6 protein-coding genes and 2 pseudogenes are annotated in these 14,587 nt (G+C 71.3%); 3 read left to right on the top strand and 5 right to left on the bottom strand.

The window, feature by feature from the left end:
• The first annotated feature begins 7 nt into the window (after positions 1-7).
• The gene (locus tag MC380_RS08250; RefSeq protein WP_242102080.1) at positions 8-898 is read left to right on the top strand and encodes a LysR family transcriptional regulator ArgP; all 891 of its coding nucleotides are present in this window, start codon (positions 8-10) and stop codon (positions 896-898) included.
• Between the two features lie 37 nt (positions 899-935).
• Here MC380_RS08250 and MC380_RS08245 read toward each other — a convergent pair.
• Both MC380_RS08245 and MC380_RS08240 read right to left on the bottom strand, forming a co-directional pair.
• Positions 936-1,172 (bottom strand): annotated as a pseudogene (locus MC380_RS08245) (ATP-binding domain-containing protein); the annotation flags it as partial.
• A 9-nt stretch (positions 1,173-1,181) separates the two neighbouring features.
• Positions 1,182-3,065 carry a hypothetical protein gene (locus tag MC380_RS08240; RefSeq protein ID WP_242164103.1) on the bottom strand — a complete coding sequence of 628 codons (1,884 nt, stop codon included), beginning with the start codon at positions 3,063-3,065 and terminating at the stop codon, positions 1,182-1,184.
• Between the two features lie 242 nt (positions 3,066-3,307).
• On the opposite strand from MC380_RS08240, the gene MC380_RS08235 reads away from it, so the two are divergent.
• Positions 3,308-4,408, top strand: a complete 1,101-nt coding sequence (locus MC380_RS08235) for a histidine kinase (RefSeq protein WP_242164101.1) — start codon at positions 3,308-3,310, stop codon at positions 4,406-4,408.
• A complete protein-coding gene (locus tag MC380_RS08230) occupies positions 4,405-5,154 on the top strand; it encodes a response regulator (RefSeq protein ID WP_242164099.1) in 750 nt (249 codons plus the stop codon). Before MC380_RS08235 ends, MC380_RS08230 begins: the two co-directional genes overlap by 4 nt.
• Here MC380_RS08230 and recD read toward each other — a convergent pair.
• From recD to recC, 3 genes and pseudogenes are all read right to left on the bottom strand, one after another.
• Positions 5,108-7,212: pseudogene (recD, locus tag MC380_RS08225) on the bottom strand (exodeoxyribonuclease V subunit alpha); the annotation flags it as partial. The gene MC380_RS08230 and the pseudogene recD sit on opposite strands and share 47 nt — an antisense overlap.
• Positions 7,209-10,973, bottom strand: coding sequence for an exodeoxyribonuclease V subunit beta (locus MC380_RS08220; protein ID WP_242164097.1), 3,765 nt, complete (start codon positions 10,971-10,973; stop codon positions 7,209-7,211). The gene MC380_RS08220 and the pseudogene recD, both read right to left, overlap by 4 nt.
• A complete protein-coding gene (gene recC / locus MC380_RS08215; RefSeq protein WP_242164095.1) occupies positions 10,970-14,443 on the bottom strand; it encodes an exodeoxyribonuclease V subunit gamma in 3,474 nt (1,157 codons plus the stop codon). Before recC ends, MC380_RS08220 begins: the two co-directional genes overlap by 4 nt.
• Positions 14,444-14,587 lie beyond the last annotated feature (144 nt).

Below are 14,587 nucleotides of genomic sequence, written 5' to 3'. Positions count from 1 at the left end.
ACTTTCTATGGATCTTCTGCATCCCCAGCTCGCTGCCTTTGCGGCTGTCCTGGAAGAAGGCAGCTTTGAAGGAGCAGCCCGGCGTCTTTCGGTGACGTCGTCCGCCATCTCCCAACGCCTCAAGGCCTTGGAGGACCGCCTGGGGCAGGCCCTCGTGGTGCGTCAACTGCCGTGCCGGCCGACGCCAGCAGGGGAACGCTTGTTGCGACGAGTCCGTCCCATGCAGGTTCTAGAAGCCGAAGCAATGACTGACTTCCTACCGGCCAATGACACCGCAGCTCGGGCAATCCCGATCGCCATCAATGCAGACTCGCTCCAGACTTGGTTTCTAGAAGGATTGGCGCGGCTCCATCACGCTCACGGCTACCTGTTCGATGTGCGCGTGGACGACCAAGACCACACTCACGAAATGCTCCGCAACGGTACGGTGCTCGGCGCCGTTACTGGTCAATCCAAGCCAATCCAGGGCTGCAATGTGGAGGCCTTGGGAAAGATGCGTTATCACGCCATTGCCTCGCCAGCCCTCACCGACAAGTATTTCAGCGATGGTGTGACTGCCCAGGCATTGGCTGATGCGCCCCTCATCGTCTTCGACCGAAAGGATGACCTGCAATGGAGATTCATTCGACGAATCTCCAAGGCACGCATCAATCCACCAGTGCACTACTTGCCGACGTCAACCGGTTTCGTTGAAGCCGCTGCTCTTGGCCTCGGCTGGTGCCTTGCACCGGAAACGCTCATCAGCTCGGCAGTTGGGTCGAAGCAAGTGGTCACATTGGAGACTGGGCGCTGGCTGGACGTGCCTCTCTACTGGCAATACGCGGCTGTTCGTTCAGAGACGCTCGAAAATGTCGGCCGTATTTTGTATGAAGCGGCGGGCAACGCATTGAGGCGCTAGGCGTCTGCTTTGGGTCGGAAGCGGCCACACATCAAATTGAGTTCAACCGCCACCCCAACCCCGACCACCGCCCCACGTGCCGCGCCAGCGCGGCTTCGATCACTTCCACACCACCCGCCACGTGCAGCTCGCGCCGCGCGCGGGTGATGCCGGTGTAGGTGAGCTCGCGCGAGAGCACGCGGTTGGAGCGGGTGGGGAGCAGCAACCACACCGCGTCGAATTCCGAACCCTGGGCCTTGTGCACGATCATGGCGAAGGCGACCTCGTGCGCGGGCGGGGTGTCCTAATCGTTCGCGCCAAACGCCACCGTAAGCACCGCCCGCACGGTCCGCGGCGAGACCGGCGACAGCAGCCCGGACGAGGCGACCAGATAGCCCTCCTCGCCGAGCAGGTTGGAACCCAGGATGCGCAGGTCGGCGCGGCGGCCGCCGAGCATGAAGCCATGGCGCAGGCCCAGGCTCAGCGTGGTCACGGCCGGCGCCTTGAAGCTGTTGGCGGTGTCGGCCCAGCGCTCGCCCATGTAGCTGAGCGTTGCGTCCAGCGCCCAGTTCTTGCCGAACCGGCGCACCAGGGTGGCGTTGGCCACGCGCTGGGAGACACCCACGTCGTGCGATCCGGCCAGGCCGGCATCCACCAGCGTGCCGGTGAGTTCGGACTCGAACGCGACCACGCCCGCCAGCAGGCTGGTGTCGGGGCCGAGCTCGCCCGCGATCGAGGCCTCGAAGCCGCGATGGCGCACCTGCCCGACGACGCCGAAGCTGCGGTCGAGCCGAAACCCCTGGCTGGGCTTGGACACGTCGAACAGCGCGCCGATCAACGTCAGCCGCGGCGACAGCGCGTAGCGCGCGCCCACCTCGAACTGCTCGGCTTCCACCGGCGGCAGCACTTCCTCGCGGTTGATCGCGGACGCGGGCGCCGAGCCGCTTTCTTCCAGCCCCGTCACCCAGCTGCCGAACAGCGCGGCGCGGTCGCTCAGGTTGACCACGGCGGACAGGTTGTAGTGCGGCGTGTGGGTAAGGCGCTCGCTCGTGGCGCCGCTCGTGGAGTGCACCGTCTTGTGATAGCGCGTGCGGTGCGCGGCGAGGCGCAGTTGCACCCGGTCGCGCCAGGCCAGGCCATAACCGGCCGAGGCGGTGGTTTGGTTGACGGTGTCTTCGCCGCGGGTGCCGGACCACGGACGTTCCGCCACCTCCGGCGGATCGCCCGTGGCGAGGTCGAATTCGCCCAGTGCAACGGCGAGGCTGGAGGCGAGCCCGGTGGTGGTGCGCCGGCCGCGCAGCGCCAGGGTGACGCGGTGTTCGAGATCGCCCGCGGCGAACGCGCGCTCCAGCCGGGTTTCGCCGGTATCGGCGAGCTTGTAGTCGCGCTTCGGCGTGCGCAGCGTGGTGGCGGTGGCGTTGCCCTGCGCATCCGACGCGATCAGGGTCATGTCCGCGTTGTCGATGTCGAAGATCGAGCGGAAGGCCGACGCATCGATGGTGAAGCCGTGCAGCGCGCCGCGGTAGAGCAGGCCGAGGTTGGTGGTCCTGGCGGCGGTGTGCGCCCAGTCCGGCGAGTATTGATGCAGCTTGCGCAGGTTGGGCGGGATCGCACCCGCGCTGGCGATCACCGCATAGTCGCCGTCGTAGTGGCGCTGATTGACCGAGCCGAACGCCCGTAGCCGGTGACCGGGCGCGAGGTCCCAGCCGGCCACCAGGCCATAGTTGGTTGCTTGTCCTTCCTCCCCCTTCGGCAGACGCCACAGCGGGCGCCGCGAGAAGCCGCCTGCAAGGCTGAGCGCGCCGGCGCGCCATGAGACATCGCCCTGCACGACGCGCGTGCCGAAGTCGCGAAAGCCCGCGCCCAGCCGCAGTTCGTTGGCCGGCCCGGCTTCGCGCAGCCGGTAGTTCACCACGCCCGAGGGCGACGGGTACGCGAGCCTGGCGGCGTTGACGCCCACGCGCACGCCCACCCCCGACAGCACCGTGTCGTCCGGCGGCCCGGCGCGGCTGAAATAGGCGTCGTCGATGCGATAGGCGCCGCTGTCGTTGAGGTCGAAGCCGCGCACCTGGCTTTCGGTATACAGACCCGATTGCTCGATCCCGGCGCGCTCGCCGAAGGCGTCGGCGGCGCTGCTGACGGCGTTGTCCTGGGCAGCGGCCGGCGCGGCGGCGGCACATGCCAGCACGATGATTGCGATCCGTGTCGGTGGTGCACAGGCATTGACGCGCATGGCACACCGCGCGCACCACCGCGAAGGTATCCGCGCAGACAACCGGGCGCGCGCGTCGTGCATGCAGTGCTCCTCTCGCCGTGACCGCACCCAGCCTAGGGGCGCCGATCGCGTCGGCGAAGGCAGCTCGCTGCAGCCATCTGGCGGTTCGCTGCATCGGCGCGGCGCGCGCCTGGTCCTGGACTAAGATCGCCGCCATGGACCACGCCGCTGCTCCGTCCGCGCAGACCATCAGCTGGCGATGGATCGCCGTGTTCTGGTTTGCCGGCGCGGTGTTCGAGGCCACGCAATCCGTCTTCATCCTGCATGCGCTGGGCAAGCGCGGCGGAGAGTGGCTGCTGTTCGCGACCGAGGTGGCCGCGTGGCTGCCCTGGGCGCTGGCCACCCCGTTCGTCATCGGCCTGGCCCGGCGCCATCCGCTGGTTCCGGCGCCGACGGCGCGCGGCATCGCAGCCCATCTGTCTGCGCTGCTCGCGATCACCGTGATCGCGGAGGCGTGGTCGGCGGCGATCCAGATGCTGTTCAATCCCTGGACCCATCGCCAGGCGCCGGAGTTTTTCGACACCCTGGGCGCAACGCTGATCTTTCACGGGCTGATCTGTGTGTTCGCCTACGCGTTGATCCTGACCATCACCTACCTGGTGGACTCGCGCGACAAGGTGGCGCGCAAGGTGACCGAGGCCGCGCAGCTCAACGCGGAGCTTTCGAAAGCGCAGCTGGCGGCGCTGTCGCGCCAGATGGAGCCGCACTTCATGTTCAACACGCTCAATTCCATCGCCGGGCTGGTGCGCGACGGGCGCAATCCGGCGGCGGTGAGCATGATCGTGGGCTTGAGCGAGATCCTGCGGCGCGCATCGCAGGACTTCCACCGGCCGGAGGTGACGCTCGCCGAGGAGGTCGAGTACCTGCAGCGCTACATCGACATCCAGAAGGTGCGCTTTGGCGAGCGCCTTGCCTACAGCATGGAGATTCCGGAAGCCCTGATGGACACGCGGGTGCCGAGCCTGCTGCTGCAGCCGCTGGTGGAAAACGCGATCAAGCATGGGATCGCCGAGCGGGTGGCGGGCGGCGCGGTGCGTGTTGCGGCAGCGAGGCAAGACGCGGCGCTGCGTCTGAGCGTCTACAACGACGGCGCGGCGGTCGCGGACGACTGGGAATCGAAGGGCGCCGGCGTCGGCCTGGCGAACCTGCGCAGGCGGCTGCAGATCATGCACGGCGATGCTGCCAGCCTGCGCGTCGGCAACGTGGCGGGCGGCGTGGAAGTGGTGGTGACGTTGCCGTTGGCGGTACGCACATGACGGCGTCCGAACGCGGCGGCGGCACGATCAGCACGCTCGTCGTCGACGACGAGGCGCTGGCCCGGCGCAATCTCACGCTCCTGCTGCGCGACGACCCCGACATCGGAGCGATCGAGGAATGCGCCTCGGGCGCGGAGGCCATCGCGGTCATTCGCCAGCGCAAACCCGATCTGGTGTTCCTGGACGTGCAGATGCCCGAGTGCGGCGGCTTCGATGTGCTCGAATCGCTGGGCACCGACCTGCCGCGCACGATCATCTTCGTGACCGCCCACGACGAACATGCGCTGCGTGCATTCGAGGCCGGCGCGCTCGACTATCTGCTCAAGCCGTTCGACGATGCGCGCTTCATGCGGGCGCTGGCCCGCGCGAAGGAAAAGATCGCGCACTACGCCGCACATCGGCAGGCGCCGCGCCGGATCGCCGTCAAATCGCCGGGACGGCTGCTGTTCGTCGATGTGGCGGACATCGACTGGGTGGAAGCCGCGAGCTACTACGCCTGCCTGCACATCGGACGCGAGACGCACGTGATCCGCCGCACCCTGTCGGAACTCGAACGCGACCTGGGCGAGAGCTTCATCCGCATCCACCGCTCGACCATCGTCAACTTCGAGCGCATCCGCGGGCTCGAGCTGCAAAGCTCGGGGGAATATGCGGTGGTGCTGCGCAGCGGGGTCGAGCTGCCGGTGAGCCGAGGCTACAGAAAACCGCTGCACGAGCGTTTGACTTCGGCATCGGCGCCGGCATAGCGGGGCCCGGTGCGGGTGCAGCTGACAGCCAGGTTTTCAAGAAGAGAGGCGCCACCCCAACCCCGACCACCGCCCCACATGCCGCCCCAGCGCGGCTTCGATCACTTCCGCACTGCCCGCCACATGCAGCTCGCGCCGCGCGCGGGTGATGCCGGTGTAGATGAGCTCGCGCGAGAGCACGCGGTTGGGGCGGGTGGGGAGCAGCAGCCAGACGGCATCGAATTCCGAGCCCTGGGCCTTGTGCACGGTCATGGCGAAGGCGCCCTCGTGCGCGGGCAGGGTGCCGGGGTGGAAGCCGCGCACGTCGCTGCCATTGGCGAACCAGGCCACCAGCGCGCCGCCGGCGTCGCGCAGGCACACGCCGATGTCGCCGTTGAACAGGCCGTGGCGGTAGCTGTTTTCGGTGACCAGCAGTAGGCGGCCGTGGAAGTAGCGGTCGCGCTGGGTGCCGGCGAGCGCTTCCTCGATGCGCGCGTTGAGCTGCACCGCGCCCTGCGGGCCGGCGCGCACGGCGGTGAGCAGGCGCAGGCGCGCGGCCTGGTCGAGCGCGGCGCGCGGGTCGTGTGCATCGGCGAGCGCGCGCCAGGTGGCGAGCAGCGGTTCGCGGGTGGCGGCGGCCAGCGGATCGGACAGGCCAGGGTGGAACGTGACGCCGCGCAGCGACTGGCCTTGCAGCAGGGCGAGTGCGCGTTCGCCATCGCCCGCGCGCACGGAGTCGGCGAGCGGTGCGAGGTCGAGGGCTTCGGACTGGCGCCAGCCGCGGCGGAGGTGGACGCGGTGGTGGGCGAAGGGTGTGGCGGGTGGTTCGGTTGCGTGGTCGCGGCCAAGGGCCGCTCCTACAAGGGCACTATCGCCGAGCAGGGGGCGCAGGGCTTCGGCGTCTGCGGGGGCGAGGTGGGTGCCGTCGCCGGCGGCATGGACGATGGAGGCGAGCACGTCGCCGGCTTCAACCGAGGGCAGCTGGTCCGGGTCGCCGACCAGCACCAGCAGGGCGCCGTCGGGCACGGCTTCGACCAGCTTGCACATCAGCGGCAGGTCGACCATCGAGGCTTCGTCCATCACCACCACGTCGTAGGCGAGCGGATGTGCGGCGTCGTGGCGGAAGCGCGGGCGGTCGGGGATGGGGCCGAGCAGGCGGTGCAGGGTGCGAGCCTGGGTGGGCAGCGCGTCGAGCAGGGCCGCGTCGACGCCGGCCGCGTGCAGCGCATCGCGCGCCTGGGCCATGCTTTGCGCCATGCGTTCGGCGGCGCGCCCGGTGGGCGCGGCCAGCGCGATGCGCGGCGGTGCGTCGTCGAGCGCGCGGTGCTGGGCGATGAGCAGCACCAACATGCGCGCGAGCGTGGTGGTCTTGCCGGTGCCGGGGCCGCCGGTGATGAGCAGCAGGTTGCGGACCAGGGCGAGGGCGGCGGCGCGGGCTTGGTCGTCATCGGGAAGGGCGCCCTCACCCGCGGCTGCGGCGCGACCTCTCCCGCGAGCGGGAGAGGTGGATTCGCGCGCTGCTTTGCTTCCACGCGCGGGCGAGGTGGGTTTGCCGCCTTCTGCGGATGGCAGCGGAAAGAGTTCGAGGTTGCGCGGTTCTGGCGTCTCCGCCGCGTGCGCCGGCGCGGTTGCGGCAGCGGTGGGAAACAGCTGCGCGAACAGCGGCGCGAGTGCGCCGAGATCGCTGGCGGTGAGCGGCTGCGCGGCGATGCGGCGCAGGCCGAGCGCGAGGCGGCGTTCGTACTCGCGGTAGCGGCGCAGGTAGAGCAGGTCACGTTCGAGCACCAGCGGTGCGTCGGGCGCTGCGGCTGCGTCGACATCGGGCGTGTCGACCCAGCGCGAAGCCTGCAGCGCGCGGCGCCAGGGTTCGGGCGCATCGTGGTCGCTCGCGCCGTCACGTGGTTCGCGCGCGAGTTCGTGCAGGTCGAGCGCGGCGTGCCCCTGTGCCACGGCCTGCATCGCACGGCGCGCGGCATGCAGCACGCGCGGGTCGGTGGCGGGGTCGAGCCGCTGGAGCAGCGCGGCGAAGGCTTCGTCGACAGCGCGCGGTGCGTCGGATTCGATCGGCGGGCGGCTCATGCGGCGCCTCCTGCGAACAGCGCGTCCGCGCCTTCTACTAGCGCGCGCGGGAAGACGAGCGTGGCGATGCCCTGCGCACTGCCGGGTGCCAGGCCGCGGCAGAACAGGTACAGCGCGCCGCCGATGTCGCGTTCGTAGTCGTAGCCCGCGCCGCGGCGCAGGCGCAGCCAGCGGTGCAGGGCGACGACGTACAGCAGCGCCTGCAGCTCGTATTCGCTGGCGGCCATGGCCTGGGACAGGCTGGCGTCGTCGAAGGCCGGCAGGCGGTTGGACTTGTAGTCGAGCACGTAGGCGTGGCCACCGATGCGACAGGTGAGGTCGATCTTGCCGTTCATCAGGCCCGACAGCCGCGGCCACGCGCCGAAGTCGCGGCGGTCGCGGGCGATGCCGTGCGCGTGCAGCAGTGCGAGCAGGGCGCGGGTGTCGGTGCCGGCGAGGGTGAAATGGAATTCGAGTTCGGCGATGCGGTCGTGCGGCGGGATATCGCACAGCCGTACGGCGTGTTCGGACTCCGTCTCTCCATCCCGTTCGTCCTGAGCGTAGGCGCGCAGCGCCGGAGTCGAAGGATGCTCCTGGCGAGATGCGTCCTTCGACTTCGCGCCTTCGGCGCTACGCTCAGGACGAACGGATTCGAGAGACGCTGGGAGCGGCGAGGGAGCGGCAGTTACCGGCAACGCCGCGTTGAGCGTGCGCGCGACGAGGTTTGCCAGTTCGCGCACGCCGTCGGCGAGGTCGCCGTCGGGGTAGTCCTGGTCGCGCAGGGCCTGTTCGAGGTGGCGCGATTCGCCTTCGGGTACCGGCTCACCGTCGCAGTCGCGCCAGCGCGCGAAGTCGACGTGTTCCAGCGCCTGGTGCAGCGCGTTGCCGAAGCGGGTGCCGCCGAAGCGGGTCGGTGCGAGTTCGAGCACGGCCAGCGGGCGCTCGTCGTCGGCCGGGGCTTCGTCGACCGGGACCAGGGTGCCGTGCGCGCGCTGCCGGTGCAGCTGGCTGAAGCTATGGATCCACCAGTCGCGGCGCAGCGTGCGCGTTGGCGTGCGCGGCGCGGGCACCGGCGGCGCGGGCTGCGGCGGCAGGCGTGCGGGGCGTGGCGGCGGCAGGCCTGCGTGCAGGTCGAGCAGGCCGTCGAGCGCGCGCTGCAGGTCGGCATCGGGCACGTTGCTGCGGCCGAGCAGGCGGAACAGCGCGGTGTTGCGATGGTTGGCGAACGCGCCGCCGCACAGCCACAGCGCATCGCGCGCGCGGGTCAGGCCGACGTAGAGCAGGCGCATGTCCTCGGCGTCGGCCTCGATCTTCGACCGCTCGCAGGCGTCTTTCCATGCGGGCTCGCTGCCGTGCACGTCCTCGGTCTTCCACTGGCGCACGCGCGTGCCATCGCCTGCGTGGTAATCGACCACGTTGCCGCGCACGCCGTCCATGCGGCCGATGCCCACGAACGGCAGGAACACCAGCGGGAACTCCAGGCCCTTGCTGGCGTGCAGGGTGAGGATCTGCACGCGGCCGGCATCGGATTCCAGCCGCGGCCACTGGGTTTCGTCGCCCGGATCGGCATGCGCGATCGCCGCCTGCAGCCAGTCGATCTGCCCGCGCGGGCCGAGGCCACGGGTGTCGAAGGCCGAGGCGCGCGCTTCCTGCATCAGTTCGCCCAGCTGCAGCAGGTAGGTCAGTTCGCGTTCGCCCTCGGCCTGGGCCAGCAGCCGCGGTGCCTGCTGCGCCAGCACGTCGGCCAGCATCGCCTGGGGGCCGTGCTGCTCCCAGCGCAGGCGCCAGCGCATGACGTCGTCCTGCCAGCGGCGCAGCGCGTCGCCGTCGTCTTCCAGCGCGCACAGCGCGGCGGCGTCGAAACCGAACAGCGGCGTGGCCAGCGCCGCGCGCAGGCGGCGCTCGTCGCCCGGTGCGGCCAGCGCAAGCAGCAGCGCGAGCAGGCTGCGCGCCTGTGGACCGGCGTACAGGCTGCCGCGGCCGGCACTGACCGCAGGCACGCCGACCTCCGCCAGCGCCTGGCGCACCGCGGCGGCTTCGTCGTGCACCCGCACCAGCACCGCCATGTCGCGCGGCAGCAGCGGGCGCAGCGCGGCGCCGTCGAAGCGCGAGGCGCGGCCGCCCTGCGCGTCGCGCAGCAGGCCGGCGATGGCCTGCGCGCACAGGCGCGCGGCGATGCGGGTGGACTCGGGTTTGTCCCAATCCTTCGGTTCGGGTTTGCCGTTCTTTTCCACCACGCGCGGCGGCACGGCGTGGAAGGTGAGCGGAGGCATGGGCGCGCCGTCGCGCAGCAGGTGCGCATCGCATTCGGCGGCGCGGCCGGGTTCGCTGGGCGTGTAGCCGATGCCCTTGCCGAGCAGGTCCTGGCCGAAACGCTCCGCGTCGAACAGCGCATTGACCGCGGCCAGCACGCAGGGCCGCGCGCGGAAGTTGCGCAGCAGTGGGTCGGCGCGGTGCGCGCCCTGCCCGGCCAGCAGATAGGTTTCCACGTCGCCGCCGCGGAAGCGGTAGATCGCCTGCTTGGGGTCGCCGACCAGGAGCAGGCCGCCACCGCCGCCGGCATCGGCATCGGCATCGGCATCGAACAGGCGCTCGAAGATCGTCCACTGGCGCGCGTCGGTGTCCTGGAATTCGTCCACCAGCACCAGCGGGAACTGCCCGCGCAGCGCGGCGGCGAGTGCGTCGGCGACGTCCGGGTCCTGGGTGGCCGCGTGCACGGCGGCGACCAGGTCGTCGTAATCGCGATAGTGGAAGGCCTGCTTGTCGGCAGCATCGCGCGCGCGCGCATCGGCGCGCAGGGCGTGCAGGCGCTGCAGGTCGCAGCGTTCCATCGCCTGCAGCCAGTCGGCGATGCGTTCACCCAACGCCGGGCGCGGCACGGCGGCGCGCGAGCTCTTGAGGTAGGCGGCTTCGATCGCCTCCGGCGTCAGCCGCCACAGTTCCGGATGTGGATGCAGCGGCGAGGATTCCGCCTGCGCGGCAAGCCAGTCGCACAACACATCGACGGGAATGCGCTTGTCCTTGGCTCCGCTCAGCACGCGGGTGCGCAGCGCGGCCAACAATTCCTCGCGCACGGCCTCGCCGTTGACGGCGAACTCGGCACGCAACGCGCCCCACGCCGCATCGCGGCGGGCACAGCCATCCGCAGGCGCTTCGGGCAGCAGCGGTTCGGGCGCCAGCAGGGTGCGCAGCGCGTCGGCGAGACCTGCGATGTCGCCGAACCAGCGCTGCAGGAAATCGGCCTCGGCCGGATCGCGCGACCATGCCCGCCACAGCGCCACCGCGAGCGCGGTGCGCTGGGCATCGTTGCCGGGGATCAGTTCCGCGGCGAGCAATGGCTGGCCGGTGGCGAGTGCGTGTTCGGCCAGCACCCGCTGGCAGAAGCCGTGGATGGTGGTGATCGCGGCCAGGTCCATTTCGCGCGCGGCGCGCGATAGGCGCAGGCGCAAGGCTTCAGGCGACTCGCCGGCCTGCACGGCACTGTGGATCAGGCGGCGCAGCAGCGCGGTGTCGGGCGCATCGTCTTCAACTTCGTCCGGATCCCCCGCCTGCCAGCCGCGGGCGAGCGCGGCCGCCTGCTGCAGGCGCAGGCGCACGCGCTCGTGCAGTTCCTGGGTGGCGGCAACGGTGTAGGTGACCGCGAGGATCTGCGGCACGCGCAGCTTCTCGACGATCACCGCGCGCGCGAACAATCCGGCCAGCGCCCAGGTCTTGCCGGTGCCGGCGCTGGCCTCGATCAGGCTGCGCGCGCGCAGCGGCGTGTCGAACACGGTGGCGCTCATCGCAGCGCCTCCGGGTCGACGGCGCCGTGGCCTTCGAGCGCATCGAAGACGGCGACCGCAGTGGCGGCGAAGCGGGCTTCGGCCGCCTCGCGCGTGGCGTCATCGAGCGCGTCGTCGAACGGCGCGCGGCCGCGCAGCGCGAGCGCGGTCGCATCGCCGGCTTCGGCGCGGCTAGCGTTCCAGCCCTGCCCGCTCCAGCATTCGCGCGCGGCCTTGAGCGCGGCCTCCTCGCTGCGCTTGTCCTCCAGCGTGCGCACATAGCGCCAGCCCGCCTTGGGCAGGAACACCAATGGCGCGCGCAACGCGTCCGCGCGCAGGGCCAGTAGCGAGGCGAGCATCGCCTTGGCCGTATCCGGATCCGGCATGACGTACGGCTCGACTCGTGGTTCGGCGCCCTTCTCCGCCACCGCCAGCTCGTGCAGTTCCAGCCCGAGCAGCGCCGCGCACAGGCGGTCGAGCCCGTGCCGCACCGCGTGGCCGCCGTGCACGCCGCCGGGATTGAGCACTACCCGCAGCACGCGTTGGCCGTGGACGCCGTCGAGGGCGCCGTCGATGCCGAAGGGCCCGAGTCCGGTGCGGAACGACACGCGCGCACCCTCCGCGCCGAAGCCCGCGTGCAGGGCCGCATCCGCGAACGGCGCCAGGTCGTCGACCAGCGCCGCCACGGTGGCGCGGCCGTCCGCGCCCGGCGCCACCTGCGCGCGCGCCAGCAGCCGCGCATGCAGCGCCTGCAGTGCGGGGCGCCCACGCGCGCGCAGCCAGGCGTCGAACACGGCATGGCGCAGGCCGTAGTTCTGCAGGGCGTCGGGCGCGCCGAGCGGCTCGTGTTCCGGCAGCGGCGGTTCGTCCTCTGGCAGGCGCATGCCCAGGCCGTCCTGCAGGTACACCGCATGCGGGCGTAGCAGCGTACGGCGCAACCGGTCGAGGGCGACGAACGCACCGTCTGCGTGCGCGCGGTGCGGCAGCTGCAGTGCGGGCGGCGCGAACACCGGTGCCGGCTCACCGGCCGCTCCCACAGGTCGATCACCAAGCGCCCCTATCGCCGCCGGATGCCAGCGCGCGTCGAAGCTGAAGCGGCGCGGCTCGTGCACGATGCCTTCGGGCAGCGCTTCGCCCTCGTGCGCGGCGCCGAATGCAGCCGGCGCGAACGGCTGCAGCGCATGCCGGACCACCAGCGCCTCGCGTACCGCCGCGGCGGCGGTGTCGTCTTCAGGCGCGTGGCAGGCCGTGGCGGCATCGAGCAGTTCGCTCAGCACCGCGGACGGTTCGCGGCGCGCGTTGTCGCGCGGATCCATGCCGCACCAGCTCAGATACAGCACGCGGCCGGCGGAGGCGAACAGCTGCAGGAACAGGTAACGGTCGGCGTCGCGGCGCGACGGATCGCCGACCCGGCGCTCGCGCGTGTCCAGCGCCGCGGCGATGCGGTTGAGCGGATCGCGCGCGTCGCGCCCGGGGAAGGCGCTTTCCTCCAGCCCCAGCACGCACACCACCTGGAACGGGATCAGCCGCATCGGCACCATGCGCCCGAAGCACACGCCGCCGGATAGGAACGGCGCGCGCGCATCGCTGGACGACAGTTCCGCACGCAGGTGTTCGAGCACCACCGCGTGCTCGACCGGCAGGTCGAAGCCGGCCTCGCGCGCGCCCTGCGCGAAGCCGGCGATCGCCTTGCGCAGGCGCTTGAGCACGGCGGCATCGGCGCTGTCGCGCTCGGGCGCAAACGCGCGTTCGAGCAGGTCTTCGAGCAGCTGCTGCCAGCGCGCCGGCGTCTGTTCGCCGGCGAGCCGGTCGCGCGCCTCGCGCAGCAGCGCGAGCAGGCACAGCGCGGCGTCGAGCGCGTCGGCGGCCTGGCCTTCCAGCTCCGGCCAGGGCGCCACCGCATCGGCGCCCGCGCCGACGTCCTCTTCCGCGCCCGTCGCGTAACCCAATAGCAGGCGATCGAGCGCGAATTCCACCGTGTAGGCGTTGCCGCCCCCGGCCTGCGCGGCGGTGCGGTCGGCGGCGTCCAGGCCGAAGCGCGCGCCGGCCGATTCCAGCCAATCCTGCAGCGCGCCGCGGCCGGCATCGTCCACGTCGAAGCGCGCGGCCACCGCCGGCACCGCCAGCAGATCGATCACGTCGCCGACCGAGAGCGGACGCAGCGGCGCTTCGAGCAGGCGCAGGAAGGCTTCGGCCAGCGGCGCGCTCGCCAGCGGGCTGGTGTCGGCGATGGTGTAGGGGATCTCACGCGGCGTGCCGAGCGCGCCGCCGAACACCGCTTCGATATGCGGTGCGTACAGATCGATGTCCGGCGCCAGCACCGCGATGTCGCGCGACTGCAGCTGTGGGCGTTCCGGCGTGCCCGGCGCCTCCAGCAGCGCGCGCAGCTGGTCGTGCAGTACTTGCACCTCGCGCAGGCGGGTGTGGCAGGCGTGGAACTGCAGGCTGGCATCCGTGCGATCCACCTGCGCGCGCGGCCAGCCGGCAGCGCGGTGCGCGCGCGGGTCGAACTCGACGTTGTCGAGCACGTCGGCCTGCAGCCTGCCGAGCAGGGTGTCGCGCGGCGGTTCGGCGAACGGCACCAGCTCGAAGTCCGGGCGCACCGGCTCGCCGCTGCCGAGCGCGGCGATGAAGTCGCGGCCGGCCAGGCCCCAGGCCGCGAGCAGCGGATTGGGATTGGCCGCGCCGAGGAAGGCATCGTCGTCGGCGGGCGCGTAGTCGGCGCCGTAACGCGACAGGTCGCCCCAGTAGGCGCGCGCGGGCGTGTGCAAATAGAAATGTTGTTCGAAAGCCGGCTGCTCGCCCGCGCGTGCCTGGCTGGCGATGACCTGCAGCACGTCGGGCGAGACGTTCTGGCAGGCGAACACGAACAGTCGCGGCGGCAGACCCACAGGCACCGCGCCGGCGCCGAGTGCGCGCAGGTAGTCGTCGATCCGGCGCGCGCGGTGCGCACGATCCTTCGCGATGCGGCGCCACAGCGTGGCCTGCCAGTCGTCGCGCGCGGCGCCGTGGCTGGAACGGGACTCCCAGGCCAGCAGCCAGTCGCGGCGCCAGGCCTGGTATTTCTCGAAGGTGTCGGCCAGCGCGCGCGCCAGCGACCAGGCCTTGCGCCCGCCTTCGAACGGGTTGGCTGCGTCGCCCAGGAAACCGGCCAACGCCGCAGGCGGACGCTGCCGCAGCTCGCGCAGGATGTGCCAGCGCAGCACCTCGGGCGCCAGGCGCTGGTCGGCACCGGCTGCGCCCAGCTGCGCGTCGAGCGCACGTTCGACGAATTCGCCGGGGGTCAGGAACTCCAGGTTGGCGCAGATCCCCGAATGCTCGGCCAGCGCCTGCTGCAGCCAACGGCGCATCGAAAACTGCGGCACCAGCACCACGTCCGGGCGCAACCAGTCGCCATCGGCATGCGGCTGCGCCACCTGCGCCGCCAGCAAGCCCGCGAGCACGTCCAGCGCATTGGAGTGATAGAGATGGAACCCGGGCCGCGCCTGCATGCGGGCATCATGCCGGAGCCGGGTCGCACACGATGGGACTGGGGGCCGCGAGCTGGAGAATCAGCTCTCTCGCCCGGCGACGATCACAGGCCGGGCGCCTGGTACGCGCCACGGTGGGCGCCCTTTGGCCGAAGCACGACCGGC

The sequence above is a fragment of the Lysobacter sp. M15 genome, assembly GCF_022662515.1.
GTDB lineage: Bacteria > Pseudomonadota > Gammaproteobacteria > Xanthomonadales > Xanthomonadaceae > JAKPBU01.
The sequence above is the reverse complement of the archived record's forward strand: the minus strand, read 5'-3'. Positions and strand labels throughout refer to the sequence as shown.

What these genes read in the sequence shown, in the direction of transcription:
- MC380_RS08250 (WP_242102080.1), top strand. Translation starts at nt 8, where the DNA reads ATGGATCTTCTGCATCCCCAGCTCGCTGCCTTTGCGGCTGTCCTGGAA.
- MC380_RS08235 (WP_242164101.1), top strand. Translation starts at nt 3,308, where the DNA reads ATGGACCACGCCGCTGCTCCGTCCGCGCAGACCATCAGCTGGCGATGG.
- MC380_RS08230 (WP_242164099.1), top strand. Translation starts at nt 4,405, where the DNA reads ATGACGGCGTCCGAACGCGGCGGCGGCACGATCAGCACGCTCGTCGTC.
- MC380_RS08220 (WP_242164097.1), bottom strand. Translation starts at nt 10,973, where the DNA reads ATGAGCGCCACCGTGTTCGACACGCCGCTGCGCGCGCGCAGCCTGATC.
- recC (WP_242164095.1), bottom strand. Translation starts at nt 14,443, where the DNA reads ATGCAGGCGCGGCCCGGGTTCCATCTCTATCACTCCAATGCGCTGGAC.